The following is a 15754-nucleotide window of genomic DNA, read 5'->3' as shown; positions in this document are numbered from 1 at the left end:
CCATAAAAAAATGACGGTTAAACACATTTACATATATAAATCATATGTTTTTATGTGTTTAACCGTCATTTTTAATGCGTGAATGTCGAATTATTTTTTCTTTTCAGGCATACTGTATTTTTCGTTAAATTCTTTCTTTATCTTTTCAAGTCTTGCCTTATCTTCTTCTCTCTGTCTTCCCGCTTCTTCCTGAATTCTGTTTGTTTCTTCAATTCCGTTGGTGATTGTTTCCCATGTTTTTTCGAGAGTTTCTATCTTAATGGAACTGCCTGAAGCAAGCTGAGCCGTTAATTTGGATGTTTCAACCGTATTTTCGGCGTTTTTAATAAGCATTTCGTTGGTTTTTTCATCCAACTCAGCCATGGCTTCCGCCTGAATCTTTTGTCTCTTTAAGAGAATGGCCTGAGAAAGAGCCTGTTTAAACACCGGAAGTGTAACAATGAAAGCCGAATTAATCTTTCTTACCAAATTGTAATTACTGAATTCCATTGTCTTAATCATAGGTATTGACTGCATTGCAACATTTTCCGCCGTTCTCAAATCATGTACTCTCTGTTCAAGCATCATAAGAGCCTGATTAAGGGTCGTAATTTCAAACTGTATGGAATTATCACCGGTCGTTTCAAGATCCGACTGTCTTTTTGCAATATAATCTTTCAATTCTTTGCAGGCCTGTTCTCCCGCAAGAATATATTTTATAAGCTCATGATAAAATTCCACATTTGCATCAAACATATCGTTTAATTTACGGTTTGATTGAGTTATCTCGGATTCATAACCTCTGAGCTGTACATATATCTTATCTATTTCATCGCCCATTGTATGGTATTTCGCAAGTATTTTTTCAAGCTGTTTCTTTGCATTTCCGAATATACGTCCGAAAAATCCGGGTTCCTCTTTTATTTCATCAATGTCAAACTCATCCATAATTTTGGAAAGAGCCTTCATCATTTTGCCTGTATCATTAATCTGTGAAATGCTCATACTGTTTAAAACAGAATCGGATGCCTTGGAAATTTCATTAGTAACATCAGAACCAAAATATACTATGCTTTCAAGGTTATTAAGTTCAATTTTGCTTACAAGTCTGTCCACTTCCTCGGAATTAACATATACTTCTCTTGTCTTTTGCGCATCGGCCGTAACATCATAACTCTCCATTTTTTCGATATTGCTGTCAATATCCGACATTTCAACTTCTTTTACTGATGTATCAACGTCTATGATATCCTTCGGAGTCTTTTCAACCTTTGTAAAATCTAATGCCATATGTTTCTCCTTTTCATAATGCTTTTTCGTTATACTTAGAAGGATTAAGTTTTATTTCTTTTATGTTAAAAACATATTCTCCTATATTATGCTCTTCCATAATACTGTCATTATAATATTTTTCCGCACTTACATAACCTGTAGGAATATACAAAAGTATGTCAAATCCCATTAAATTAAGGAATGCAAGGAGAATGGAATCATCATAAGAAATCGTTCTTTCTTCCGTATTAACATACAGTATCTTCGGATTTCTCTTTGTAAAATCAAAGTTCTGAATCATACGCACTATTTCTTTAGGCATACTTAATACCGAAGCAATAATATTGTATACGGAATCACTGTCCTGTTGAATTATTGTCTTTTGTTTAATAAGCAGTTCAAGCTTTTCCAATATTAAATCCTGAGTTTCGGTTTTTAACATTTTGTAATTATATTTGGGGCTTGATAATATCTTATCTTTTTTCAAAGATCCGTTCTCAAAAAAATCTTTCGCATATTTCTTCATGTTATTAATTATCACATATGAAATAATATGTGTATTGCTTACCAAAAATGTGTCTTTATTTATAAGCGATTGAATATGCTTCCAATATTTTTTCATATTTCCGTCTTCGACTCCGGAAATCTTGGAGAATATAACCGGCACTGATACCGAATCTTCATTTACGCTGAAGTACGGGCGATATTTTATTTCTTCATGCCAGAGATTGTCTGTCTCCTCGTACATGGTCTGTAATGTAATAATATTTAATTTTTTAAATTGTCTGTCACGAAACATCCCTGAGTCTTTATAAAGCAATGTGTCAAGTTCTCTTTCGGCATGATATGCCATTGTTCCGAGCCTTATATTTGAATTTTCCTCCGGAAATCGGTCTAAATTCATACTCTCATCATATTCTTTTTCATACAAAGCACTGTCGTTAACAAGGCAATTTGCTTTATCCGGAACCAAAATCAACACATCAACGGGCATTCGCGAAAGCATTTTTATAAATAAACATTCATTTTCGTTTTTGCATGCCCCCATATGTATAAAACAGGAAATGTCTCCGTCTTTGCAGCCGGTAAACAGTTTGGATTTATATATGTCTAACTGATAAAGTAAATATGTCAGTTTTCCGCTTATCATGTTAAAATCCACATCCGATGAATTGCATATTTCATACGCAACCGATGAAAATGCGTTTCTCATTGAATGCTGTAATTTAACATTATCGGATATTATTTGGCCGCTTATGGCTTCAATAAGATTATCAATATTATCTTCGGATAAAAAAAACTGTTTATCATTTTCGTTTACTTCAGGAATTTCGTTATTGACAATGACAACCTGTCTTCCGGATGACTTTATATCCTGTCCGAATTTTAACAGGTCATTGACATAACCGACTTTATCTTCAACACCTTTTATTCTGTAAAAAGCATTGTAAAAGAGATTGGGATCACTTCCCCGTTTATCCGGAGGCAGCAATATGTCATCAATCCATTTTCCGCTTATCCAGGCATTGGTACAGTTCGAATAGTTAATGTTCGTTTTATCATCATGCATATAACACCTTCATATTCGGTAAAACTAAACTTTTAAGTACTTATGTATATATTAATATATACACAGTTAATATGTAAACTATATATTTATGTCGTCATAACATGAAGCCGGCATTTAGAGGTTTATTGTCTATAGCAGACGTAAAATAAAACTTCGGCTTATATAATAAAAACAGAGTATACGGATAACTCCGTACGCTCTGTTTAAATATAATATTCTATTCTGTTTTCATGTTTCATTTTAAATATGTCAAAAACCTTATCTCTCGCCGCAAGAAAATCATCCGATGTTCTGTCTCTGTCTCCGGACATATTAATGTTCACAATACTCTTTATACCTCTATTGGCATTGTCCAAAATTACTATTCTGTCTGCAAGATATACAGCTTCTTCTATGTCATGTGTAACAAATAATATTGTCTTATTCTCTTCTCTGCATATTCTGAGAATATCATCCTGAAGTTTCATCCTCGTTATGGCATCCAATGCTCCGAATGGTTCGTCCATAAATAATACATCCGGATTCGCGGCTAGTGCTCTTGCTATTGAAACTCTCTGTTTCATACCGCCGGAAAGTTCTGCGGGATGCTTATGTTCGGAGCCGCTTAAACCCACAAGTTCAATATTTTTCACAGCTGTTTTTTCTCTCTCTTCTTTCGGAACTTTCATTTTCTCAAGTCCCAATTCTACGTTTTTTATTACTGTTCTCCATGGGAACAATCCGTAATTTTGAAATATTGTTATGTATTTGAGAGAAGGCTTTTCTACCGCTTTCCCGTCAATTTTGACGATTCCCTTACTCACTTTCTCAAATCCCGCAGCGGCGTTTAAAAGTGTTGATTTGCCGCATCCCGACGGACCTAACAGACAAATAAATTCGCCTTTTTTTATGGAAAGATTTACATTTTCAAGAACAATATTTTCATTTCCGCTTCTGTCTTTATACGACACGGTTACATTTTCAAAATCTATAAACATATCATCCATATAATCACCTTATACCGTAATTCTTACTTACTTTTCTTTCAATGCTCCTGATAATATAGTCCAAAATAAAACCTATAACGCCTATTGTGATTATTACCGCCATAAGAGCATCCATTCTGACGGCGTTTTTAGCGTCCATTATCAAAAATCCCAGCCCGGACTGGGAACCCACCATTTCACCGGATACAAGGAATATCCACGAAGTGCCGAGAGCAAGTCTTAAACTGTTCATAATCTGCGGAAATGATGCCGGAAATATAACTTTTGTAACATTTTCCCATTTTGTAAGCTCGAAATTCGACGCTACTTTTATATATGTGTTGTCAATGGAATTAACCGCACTTACAGAGGATAGCAATATTGGGAAAAATCCCGCTATGAATATTATTACCATTGCCGGAATATCGCCTATTCCGAATATAAGCACTATAAACGGAAGCCATGCAACAGGCGCAATAGGTCTGATTAACTGTATTATCGGATTTACAAAGGCAAATGCTTTAGAAAATATTCCAAGTGCAATGCCGCCTGCAACTCCGCATATTATCGCAAGACCGTATCCTATTATAAATCTGTACATGCTGAATCCTATGTGCTGCCACAAATTTAACGCCGAAGAGCTTCCCTTCAGTCCGGTAGTAAGCAGTTCTCCGAATGCGGCAACAGTTTCCGCAGGTCCCGGAAATAATGCTCTGTTTACTCCCGAAACCGTAACCGCCAGCTGCCATATAGCCGCTAAAACACTAAATGATATAATCACGTAAAATATTTTTTTCAACTTACTTTTCTCCTGTTTTTAAGGGTTGTATATAAAACTTTCATATGACGGCGGGTTTTCGTTTATTTTATATTTAATTAATTTTTCACAAAGAGCGTCATATTCTTCCTTTGATATGGTCAGATTTCTAAAATTTATCCACTGCATTGATTCATCAATAACCGAACTTTCCTGACCGAGAAATTTCTCTGCGGTTTCCGCCGATTCGCCGCTCTCAAGTTCTTCGGATGCTCTGTAATAATTTTTTATTAATTCGTCAGCCGTTTTTCTGTTGTCTGTAATATTCCGATTGAACACCAATGCACAACATAACGAGTTGTTCCATAATTCGTCGGATGTGGAAAGTACTCTGCCGAAACCCTTTGATACCGACACCGCTCCGTATGGTTCAGCTACGCAGTATCCGCTTATTGCTCCGCTTGCCAATGAAAACGGCATTTCCGCCGGAGGCATTTGTATTATTTTTACATCTTCTTTTGTAAGACCGTTCTTCTCAAGCATCTCATTTATCAATATATTTTGAGACGACTGAATTGACGGTATCGCCAATGTCTTTCCTTTTAAGTCCCGTGCCGATTCAATGTCTTTTGATACCACGACGACGTTTCCGTCTCTGTGTCCGAGAGCCGCTGCCGTCAGGTCTATTCCGTTTGATTTGGCATTCATTGCAAGCTCTATAAGAACCGAAGCTCCGTCTATCCTACCCGCATTTAATGCGTCCATAAGATCTGTCCACGAAGAGAATCTTTGAAGTTGTATCTGTATATCGGAATTATTCTTCTCTAATAATTCTTTTTCTTTAAGCACCGCCAATGAATGTGTTATCGGCAAATATCCTATTGTAACGACATTTTTTTCTGAATTGTAATTATTATTTTGAGAAGTTAAAGCGGTATTATTTGCACACCCCGCAAACAGTAAAGAACCGAATAAAATAAATGATAATGCAGCCGCAGCTTTTTTATATTTGGATTTCAAAACCTTCGTATGGATGTTTTTTTCCTTTTTATCAATGATTTTTCTCATTTATTACCTACTTTTTATATATGTTTACTTTGTATTAATAAGTTAATAATATAGGTGCAATATGTTATTGTCAATAATTCAGATATGATTTTAGGTATATAATATTCTTATATTTTTGAAAGTTTGTAGGAATAAAACACTGAATTTTAAAGATTAATTTTTTAAATTATATTTTTCAATTTTTACGTTATTTATAAAACAAAAACAGCTGCCTCCCGGAAAATATCCGAGCGACAGCCGCTTTTATTCTTTAATCATATGATATTTTTAATCGCTTTATTAATAAGTATATAAACTTCAAGTTGATCTATTATTAAGTAGTATACAAATATGCTTGTATCATTAAATCGACGATTTTCATTTTTTTTAGATGTTTCAATTAAGTCTTCAGAGCTTAGATAATTGCTACGGCTCCGATATCCATGGCATTATATACGCCTTCAAAATCAGAACCGCTTACCCAATGACTTCCGCTCAAGGGATCAGTTACACGATAACTGTTATTGCCCTCATTATAACCCGTAAGAGTCATAACATGGATGTTGCTGTAACCACGCCATCCGTTCATCGCGCTGTAAACTTTTGTATTAGGAGATTTAAATCTCACTGTAACCCATATTATGCATGGATTACCTTTTTTTATTTCTTCTTTCAGCCTTTTCACTCCCTTATGGGATATATTTTCGACTTTACAGTAGCGGGAGGCAAATGAAGTAAACGGAGCAGGATAAATAACCTGATTCAGCCAATAAGTAACATTGTACGGTGAACCGACAAAACCGTTTACGGGCAGCGCAGCCTTAGGCATTGCATCCAAAATCTGATTTAATGTCAGGTTAGGCTGATAACCTTTGGCGCGAAGTGCCTGTAACAGAGATGTTCCTTCACACCCTTCCGGAGCTCCCAAAGCATTTTGATTATAGTACGGAACATCTACTATCTCATGTAACTTCACGCGTTCAAGACAGAATAACTGAGCATTGGAACCGTTAAAGAACCATGTACCGATATTGTTGCCGGAATAATATCTGCCTCCGGAAATGTCTAAAACCGTATATCCCGAAGCTTTTTTGAAGATAAGCTGATCCGTTCCCTTCTTACGGTAAATATTCCATTTTTGAGCATCGGCATTATTATATGTTTGCCATTGATGAACATTGGTACCGGATATATTATTGTTTCCCGAAACGTCAAGAGCACTTTGGAAATTTGTATTACCTGTCTTTATCACAAATTCTCCGTCCGCAGTTTGCTGAATTTTAAAATGTTGAGCCATGTTGTTGTTATTACCGCACAGCTGAACGTTGGTTCCGTTTCCGCGCCTTGCATTGGCAATGTCCAAGGTATAATTGCCGCCGTTTATTGCAGGATGAATCTTGTAATTGTCTATGGAATTAATGCTGCGTCCGTCGGTGGAAGTTATCTGGGACAGGTTATGTATCTTCTCCAAGCCCCTGTTTTCTTCGTCAAATGAAGAAGGTTTTACAAGACGGAAGGACTGAGCGTTACATGCATTTAAGTCATATACCTGTATATTTTGTCCTGTTTTGTGTCTGTTACCGGATACGTCAAGAGCCTTGCCGCTGATTGAGTTAACAAAAATATATTGTCCGTTGCTTTTTTTATAAATTTTCCATAACTGTGCCTGTGAGTCGTTATTTTCCCACTGCCATACATTTGCTCCGCTTTTCGGTGAAACGCCGCACACATCAACAGATTTACCGTGATTTGTCTTTATTCTGTACTCTCCGTTTCCGGCATTTTCAATGTAAAACTTTTGGGCATCGGCATAATTTTTATCCCAAAGCCTGATATTTGCTCCGTTAGAAGAAGATCCGCCCGCAACATCAACTGCATAATTTTTGTCAGCCGAGGATATAATATTATACCAGTCCTCTTTTATGTCCGTTACTCTGCTCAATCCGTATTTTACAGCATCATTTCTTGTGATGTCTTTTTTTAACGTCCACGTTTGGGTATCGGAAGGAAGTTTGTTCTCACCGACCATTTCCCATGTCCATACCCATGTTCCGTTATCAGTCTTTGCTCCGCACAAATCCATGATTTGTATTCTTCCGTTACCGTCTGTTACGGGAGTACCGTTTTCATCCGTAACGATAAAAATATATTTATCATCTTTGGTTAAAACCGTAAAATATGTACCTTTTCGGTCCTTGTCATGTTCCTGCAGAATCCTTGTACCGTTACCGACACTGCCGTTATCAACTTTCAATACGGATGTTTTATCCGTAACATCCGTCTGAATCCGATAAACATTTTCTTTTATTTTATCAAAAATAAATCTCTGAGCCGGGCTGTTATTATTGCCGTACAGCTGAACCTGAGTGCCGTTGATCTGAGATGCACCGGCGATGTCAATACTTTTTGAATCGTCGGCAAATGAGTGTATGGTATAACAGTCCGATTCAATTGAAGCAAAATCATATCCGTCCCCAAAAAGTTTGCGCATATCTTCGATATTTCCGAATGGTTTATCATTATGCTCTTCGGTTTTGTCATCAGATGTATTTGCAGGATTTTCATCTTTATCATCGGATGTGTTTGCGTCATCTTCAGTATTAAGTTTCGTTTCTTCTCCGCTTATCTGATCATCATTTTTCTCCGGAACTGTTTCTGTAACATCAGTTTTGGAATTTTCGGCTTCAGTTCCGTTTTTTGTTTCAACACCGTTGTCATCCGACGTAACAATTTCAGTAGGATCTGTTAAATTATCGGTGGACGGTATCTCCGATTCTGTATTTTCTTTCGGAATATCCGCCAGTGCAGACATCGGTGTAATACCTAAAGTTAAAAGACCGGCGCATGCCGCTATACCGGTTGATAATAATCCTTTTAATTTTTTCATTTTTTATTCATCTCCCCACTCCATTTCCTTTTCACATTCCCAAAATATTTTACCATAAAATAAATGATGATCGCCGTTTTCCTGTGTATATCCCTATAAATATTTTAGGTAATCCCACTTTTTCATTAAAAACAAATATCACTTAGGATTTTAAAAATCCTAAGTGATACGGTAAGTTGCAGGCGTACCGTTTTCAAAATTTACAATACATTGAAATATACGTACATTAAAAACATGCCTTATTTAGTTTTAGAAAACCATGGTCTGAATATCGCTCTTACGACGGGACCCGCGAAAAATAATTGATAAAAAAGTGCCATCGGAAAATTTCTTACCAATAATGTAAACCATGTTGTAATTATTGTTTCGGGTCCGGCAAAATCATGTAAAAATACGGCGATAAAACTCATAATCGGACACATGAACATTACAATGGTGCAGGACATAATAATCGTAATAATTAACGGCTGAGTTTCTCTCGGATTTATCGCCTTAAAGGCAACCTTTGGAGCAACTCTTCCGACAAATAAAAATTCAATGGCAAATGCAATTATATATGTAACGGGCATTGCAATCAGAGCTTCCAAAAACATCTCGTTTTTAAGACCGCCCAATGAAAAAGCCGCATTGTACAGAACCATACCGTAAACCATTACGGCAACCATAACAATTGTAAATACAAAATCCTGGAATTTAGTCTTCGGCATTATACACCTCTCTCAATACTAAACAAAATATTGTGTTGTTCGTTAGCATTGAAAGATTACAATGTACGTTTCCAATTTATACCAATATTCTACATTATTTGACAACGTACGTAATATATCATAAATAAATTTTCTTAATAATTATACATTTGCATTATATTGTTACATTCCGAATACCTTAAGTCCCACAAGAGTGATCGCTGTCATTATACCTCCGGCAATGATTACTCCAAACAATACCGAAAAGAATGTTCTTTTTAATCCAAAGTCCATCATACTTGCGGCAAGTGTACCTGTCCATGCTCCTGTACCCGGAAGAGGAATGCCAACAAATATCATAAGAGCCACAAATACGCCGCCGGCTCCCTTTTTGCTGAGTTTTTTACTTCCGTTGTGTCCCTTTTTCAGAATCCATCTGCATGGTTTGCCTATCCCTTTTTTATCAGCTCCCCATTTTAGAAATCTTCTTGCGAAAATATATATAAACGGTACCGGAATCATATTTCCTATTACACATACCGCATATGCCAAAAATATCGGAACCACCGGATCCATGGCCTGAGATGCAATTATTGACCCTCTTAATTCCCATACCGGAATCATTGACATGAAAAAAAGTTTAATACAATTGCCAAACATAAATTAAAATTATCCCCTCTAAAATTAACTTTTTACAAAAATCAACAAGTTCAGTTTATCAGATATTTTATTGAATATACAATACGGCATATATTTTTTATACAATTTTCATATATACATAAACCGGGCTTTATTGCAAGTCAAACAGAGACAGCTGATTAGTATCCGTAAGTCCGTCAAGAGCGTGTATGCTGTCAAGCTTATCAATTACCGTATTTCCTATCTTCGCTCTTCTTTTAAGATCTTCTTTGGATAGGAACTTTCCGTTTGAAGCCGCTATTTCGATGGATTCACCGGCAACTTCCCCTACTTTATCTATCACTTTAAACGAAGGCATAATTTTACCGTCAAATATCTGAAATGTCCTTGATTTGGCTTTATAAATGTCTATTGGGATAAATTCAAGACCTCTTTCATACATTTCCTCAACAAGACGCATATCTTTTAATTCTTCCTGCTCCGCATTGGATAGTTCTTTTGTATCAGAACGCTTTCTGTAATCGGCAATATAATATTTTAATTTTTCTTTTCCGAGGGCCATCTTTTCGTAATCAAATGCATTTGCCCTTATACTGAAATATGCACAATAATATTCCAAAGGATAAAATATCTTAAAATATGCAACTCTCCATGCCATCATTACATATGCAGCGGCGTGTGCCTTAGGGAACATGTATTTTATTTTATTACATGACCAAATGTACCAGTCAGGCACGCCGTGGGCTCTCATTTCTTCCTCCCACTCCGGAGTTAATCCTTTTCCCTTACGCACCTTTTCCATTATGTTAAATGATAATTCGCTGTCCATTCCTTTATTTATCAGATAAACCATAATATCATCTCTGGTACATACGGCAGTAGATATTGTGGCTGTACCTTCACTGATAAGCTTCTGAGCATTACCGAGCCACACATCGGTACCGTGGGCAAGTCCCGCAATCCTTACGAGATCGGAAAATTGAGTAGGCTTTGCCTCCTTTAACATTCCCATGGCAAAGTCCGTACCGAATTCCGGAACTCCGAGAGTTCCAAGTTCCGTTCCGCCTATCTGCTCCGGTTTTATTCCCAGAGCATCCGTTCCGGCAAAGAGGGACATTACTTCTTTTGAGTCAAGAGGAATTGCCAAGGGATCAACGCCTGTCATGTCCTGAAGATATTTTATCATTGTCGGATCCAGGTGTCCCAATATATCAAGCTTTAAAAGGTTGTGATCGATACTGTGATAATCGAAATGAGTCGTTATAATATCACTTTTCATATCATTTGCAGGATGCTGTACGGGAGTAAATGTATGAATTTCCTCTCCGATAGGTAAAACAACAATCCCTCCCGGATGCTGACCCGTCGTTCTTCTTACGTCAACGCATCCGCTTGCAATCCTCTCTATCTCACATTTTCTCTTTATTATAGGCATTCCGGTTTTTTCCGATAATTCCTCGAAATATCCCTTAACCAGACCGTATGCAGTTTTTTCTGCCACCGTACCTATTGTTCCGGCTTTAAATGTCTGACCTTTTCCGAATATAACTTCGGTAAATGCATGAGCCTTACTCTGGTATTCGTTTGAAAAATTAAGGTCGATATCAGGTTCCTTATTTCCCTTAAATCCCAGAAATGTCTCAAACGGTATGTCAAACCCGAGTTTTTGAAGTTTATTGCCGCATTTCGGACACATTTTGTCAGGCATGTCGCAACCTGCTCCGCCTGCAAATTTAAGTACGTCTTCCGATTTAAAATCGACATAATAACACTTATTACATAAATAATGAGGAGACAGCGGATTTACTTCTGTAATACCGGCCATTGTGGCGGCAAACGAAGACCCAACCGAACCTCTGGAACCTACAAGGTATCCGTCGTCATTTGATTTCCAAACCAGTTGTTGCGCAATGATATACATAACCGAATAACCGTTTGAAATAATGGAATTAAGCTCTCTGTCCAATCTTCCGCTTACTTCCTCCGGCAAATCCGGTCCGTACATTTCATGTGCTTTTTTTAAACATATCTGTCTTAGGGTTTCATCTGAATTCTCAATTACCGGCGGACATTTATCGGGTCTGATGGGTGAAATTTTCTCACACATATCGGCAATCATATTTGTGTTTTTTACTACAACTTCATATGCTTTTTCAGATCCCAGATATTCGAATTCCTTAAGCATCTCATCTGTTGTTTTCAGATAAAGAGGAGGCTGTCTGTCAAAATCCTTAAATCCGCTTCCTGCCTGAATCACCGCTCTGTATATTGCATCTTCCGGATTTAGAAAATGTACATCTCCCGTCGCGCATACCGGCTTATTGAATTTTATGCCGAGATCTGCGATTTTTCTGTTAATGTCTCTTATGTCCTCTTCGCTTTTTACAAAGCTGTTTTCATCTTCAATCAGATATTCGCTGTTTCCAACCGGCATAATTTCCAGGTAATCATAAAAGTCAACTATATTTGCAATCACCTGTTCATTTCGTCCGGACAGAATGGCGCTGAACAGTTCTCCCGATGCACACGCACTTCCTACAAGAATACCCTCTCTGTGAGTTTTTAATACACTCTTCGGAATTTTGGGAAATCTGTAAAAATGCTCCAAATGTGATGAAGATATCATTCTGTATAAGTTATTCTTACCTTCTGTTGAAGTTGCAAGGAGGACGGCGTGATACGGATGAAGTTTCCTCAATGCTTCAGGACCAATCTTACCTTTTTCAAGCAAGTCATCCAGAGTAAAAATATCTCTCTCATTAAGCATTTCCGATAATTTTAAGAAAATATGAGAAGTTGCCTCCGCATCGTCCACGGCTCTGTGATGATTGTTTAATACAAGTCCCAAATGCTTTACCAAAGTATCCAATTTGAAATTTTTAAGACCCGGCATAAGATATTGGGCTATAAGAACCGTATCAAGTACCGTAAAATCTGTTTCAATGCCTAATCGAATCGCATTATCGACAATAAAACTTACGTCAAATTCGGCGTTATGCGCCACCACAGCGGCATCGCCGACAAATTCCAGAAACCTCGGAAGCACCTTATCTATAATATCGGCATTCGCCACCATACCGTCATTAATGGATGTAAGTTTTTCTATCTTAATCGGAATCGGAATTTGAGGATTAACAAATTCACTGAACCTGTCCGTAATCTTACCGTCCTTAATCTTAACTGCTCCGATTTCTATTATTTTATCGTAATGAGCCGAAAATCCCGTTGTTTCAATGTCAAAAACCACATATTCGTCTTTGAGAGACTGTCCTTTTCCGTTTCGTACCAACGGCTTGTCATCATCTATTAAATAGGCTTCCACACCGTATATGACTTTGAAATCATCCATCTTTTCGGCAGTGTGCATACATTCCGGAAATGATTGTACGACGCCGTGATCCGTTATTGCTATTGCAGGGTGACCGAACTCATGAGCTTTCTTTATAATATCCGATGCACGTGACACTCCGTCCATATCGCTCATTTTTGTATGACAGTGCAATTCAACTCTTTTTACTTCCGCATTGTCCGCTCTTATTTCTCTTGTATCAGAGCCTTTTCTGATTCCCAACACTCTTCCGATAACAATATCCTGTTCAAACTGGTTAAATGATGCGTCGCCCTTTAACTTTATAAATGAACCCTCTCTGATAAATTCATCGAATTCTTCTGTTTTTTCATTTGGCACAAACAGGTTAGCCGTAATGGTATCTTTAAAATCAGTAATGTCAAATTTTAAAATTGTTTTTTCATTTTTAATCGGAGTCTTCTCTGTTTTCCTTATCATCCCGCATACGGCAACAGTTCTCGTTGTTTCATCTATACTGCTGACAGGTATAATTTCTTCATCGGAAAAATCTCTGCCATATAATACATCTTCGTTATTAAATGATGTTTTACGGTTATTTTTCTCATCTTTTCTTACTGCAGTCTTCTCTTTTTTTGTATTGGTATGCTTTTCTTCTTCGGTCTTTTCTTCAAAAATGTTGGTTTCGGATATTATTTTATTAATTTCTCTCTCCAAAGCCTTCGTTTTAATATCTTCATATTTGCCGAGAGTTCTGTCCTTATGTGTTATAAAAACATCTACCGGCGTTCGAAATCTTTTTAAAAACAAATCATTAAAATAACTTTTTAATTCATGTCCGTAATTATCTGCGGCAAATCCCTTCGGCAGCCTTAATTCCACCTTATCACCGTCAAATATTACATCCGTGTCTTTATATGCAATAAATGCAAGACTGAAATAAGTTTCAAGCTCTAATCTTATGCTTTCACGGTATTCATTGTAAATATTTTCCGGAGTATATGAATTGAGTAATTTATATCTGTCCAATACTCTCAGATTGGCAGCTCCGAAATTTTCAAATATCTGCTTAAACAGGGCTTTTTCCGATTCAATAATATATTTTTTGGGAATAATTTTATTACTCTCGATATATATTCTTATGTTAAGCCCCGTGGTGCTCTTTTTGATTCCGGAAACCTCCGCATTTTCAAAATACAGCGCCGTTTCCGAATCAAGATGCAGTTTTGGGAAAACTTCAAAAAATCTCATTAAAATCTATCAACCTCTCGCTTTAATTCTTCTAAGAGTTTGTCTTCCGGAACTTTCTTAATTACCTCTCCTCCTTTAATAAGAAGTCCGACTCCGTCTCCTCCGGCAATTCCTATATCGGCTTCCTTTGCCTCACCCGGTCCGTTTACAACACATCCCATAACAGCAACCTTTATTGGTTTATTTACTCCCGCAAGCGTATCTTCAACTTTCTTTGCAAGGCCTATAATATCAATCTTTGTTCTTCCGCATGTCGGACATGATATTATTTCAACCATATCTTTTTTCAGACCTAATGTATTCAAAATATATTTAGCGACCAATATCTCGTTTTCAGGTTCATCGGTTAGTGAAACTCTTATTGTATTTCCGATTCCTTCAGATAAAATTATACCCAATCCGACTGAAGATTTGATTGTTCCGCTGAGCAGCGTTCCCGCCTCGGTAATACCCACATGAAGCGGATATTTACACTTATTTGCAATTAATTTATGTGCTTCCACGGCCATAAGCACATTGCTTGATTTTATACTTACAACAAGATTGTCGTAATCTAAGTCTTCAACCGCCTTTATCTGCTTTAATGCGCTTTCAACGATACCCTCCGCGGTTACGCTTCCGTATTTTTCAAGAATTTCTTTTTCGAGAGATCCTGAATTGACACCTATTCTTATTGGGATATTTCTTTCTTTTGCAACCGCCACAACTTTGGCCACATTTTCCCTGCTCCCGATATTGCCGGGATTTATTCGTATTTTGTCCGCTCCGTTTTCCATTGCGGCTATCGCAAGTCTGTAATCGAAATGAATATCCGCAACCAGAGGTATATGAATTCTTTTCTTTATTTCCTTAAAAGCCTCTGCCGCATTCATATTCGGTACAGTGGAACGCACAATATCACATCCCGCCTCTTCGAGTCTGAGTATCTGATTGACCGTACTTTCCACATCTTCCGTAAATGTATTTGTCATTGACTGAATGGCTATTCTGTTATTGCCGCCGATCTTCACTCCACCTATATTTATTTCTTTTGTATTTTCTCTTAATAACATAGATGCACCTCTGTATCCCATTTAGTTTTTTCTAATTGTAGCACTAAAACCGCCCTGTTTCATTACACTATATAAAGCATAAGATTACAGAGCGGTTTATATTAATTTTTTTATTAAATTATATTTGTTTAATAATATCTGTTAAATTGTATTCAAATGTTTAATCTGTATTATTTTATAATTCTCCACTGCTGTGCGGTATTGCCTTTAGAGTAGAACCAGAGCCATACATTTGCTCCGTTATTCATGCTTGCACCGCATACATCCATTACACAATACCCGAAAGCATGTTTAAATACTAAATTGTCAGTGCCCTTTACTCTGTATATCTGCCATTGCTGG

11 protein-coding genes are annotated in these 15754 nt (G+C 37.0%); all 11 read right to left on the bottom strand.

The genetic code is table 11. The features are described 5' to 3' along the window. Nucleotides 1-90: 90 nt before the first annotated feature. On the bottom strand, nucleotides 91-1269 hold the full coding sequence (locus ACYQ1N_RS02710) for a toxic anion resistance protein (protein ID WP_459832453.1): 1179 nt from the start codon (nucleotides 1267-1269) through the stop codon (nucleotides 91-93). 13 nt (nucleotides 1270-1282) lie between these two features. Then, the gene (locus ACYQ1N_RS02705; RefSeq protein WP_459832450.1) at nucleotides 1283-2821 is read right to left on the bottom strand and encodes a YceG family protein; all 1539 of its coding nucleotides are present in this window, start codon (nucleotides 2819-2821) and stop codon (nucleotides 1283-1285) included. Between the two features lie 203 nt (nucleotides 2822-3024). Then, a complete protein-coding gene (locus tag ACYQ1N_RS02700; protein ID WP_459832737.1) occupies nucleotides 3025-3798 on the bottom strand; it encodes an ABC transporter ATP-binding protein in 774 nt (257 codons plus the stop codon). A 13-nt stretch (nucleotides 3799-3811) separates the two neighbouring features. Further along, on the bottom strand, nucleotides 3812-4585 hold the full coding sequence (locus tag ACYQ1N_RS02695) for an ABC transporter permease (RefSeq protein WP_459832448.1): 774 nt from the start codon (nucleotides 4583-4585) through the stop codon (nucleotides 3812-3814). An 18-nt stretch (nucleotides 4586-4603) separates the two neighbouring features. Further along, complete coding sequence (locus ACYQ1N_RS02690) at nucleotides 4604-5611, bottom strand: ABC transporter substrate-binding protein (protein WP_459832445.1); 1008 nt, start codon at nucleotides 5609-5611, stop codon at nucleotides 4604-4606. A gap of 394 nt (nucleotides 5612-6005) precedes the next feature. Beyond that, nucleotides 6006-8477, bottom strand: coding sequence for an RICIN domain-containing protein (locus tag ACYQ1N_RS02685; protein ID WP_459832442.1), 2472 nt, complete (start codon nucleotides 8475-8477; stop codon nucleotides 6006-6008). 239 nt (nucleotides 8478-8716) lie between these two features. Then, nucleotides 8717-9184, bottom strand: a complete 468-nt coding sequence (locus ACYQ1N_RS02680) for a DUF2798 domain-containing protein (RefSeq protein ID WP_459832440.1) — start codon at nucleotides 9182-9184, stop codon at nucleotides 8717-8719. Between the two features lie 162 nt (nucleotides 9185-9346). Continuing rightward, nucleotides 9347-9823 (bottom strand): COG2426 family protein, encoded by a 477-nt coding sequence (locus tag ACYQ1N_RS02675; protein ID WP_459832438.1) that lies wholly within the window; start codon nucleotides 9821-9823, stop codon nucleotides 9347-9349. 130 nt (nucleotides 9824-9953) lie between these two features. Further along, the gene (locus tag ACYQ1N_RS02670; protein WP_459832436.1) at nucleotides 9954-14360 is read right to left on the bottom strand and encodes a PolC-type DNA polymerase III; all 4407 of its coding nucleotides are present in this window, start codon (nucleotides 14358-14360) and stop codon (nucleotides 9954-9956) included. After that, nucleotides 14360-15412: a flavodoxin-dependent (E)-4-hydroxy-3-methylbut-2-enyl-diphosphate synthase gene (gene ispG, locus ACYQ1N_RS02665; RefSeq protein WP_459832434.1), complete on the bottom strand. Its 1053-nt coding sequence runs from the start codon at nucleotides 15410-15412 to the stop codon at nucleotides 14360-14362. The genes ACYQ1N_RS02670 and ispG overlap by 1 nt, the downstream gene beginning before the upstream one ends. 170 nt (nucleotides 15413-15582) lie before the next feature. After that, complete coding sequence (locus ACYQ1N_RS02660; protein WP_459832733.1) at nucleotides 15583-15741, bottom strand: RICIN domain-containing protein; 159 nt, start codon at nucleotides 15739-15741, stop codon at nucleotides 15583-15585. Nucleotides 15742-15754: the final 13 nt, after the last annotated feature.

The sequence above is a fragment of the Howardella ureilytica genome, assembly GCF_054657495.1.
The sequence above is the reverse complement of the archived record's forward strand: the minus strand, read 5'-3'. Positions and strand labels throughout refer to the sequence as shown.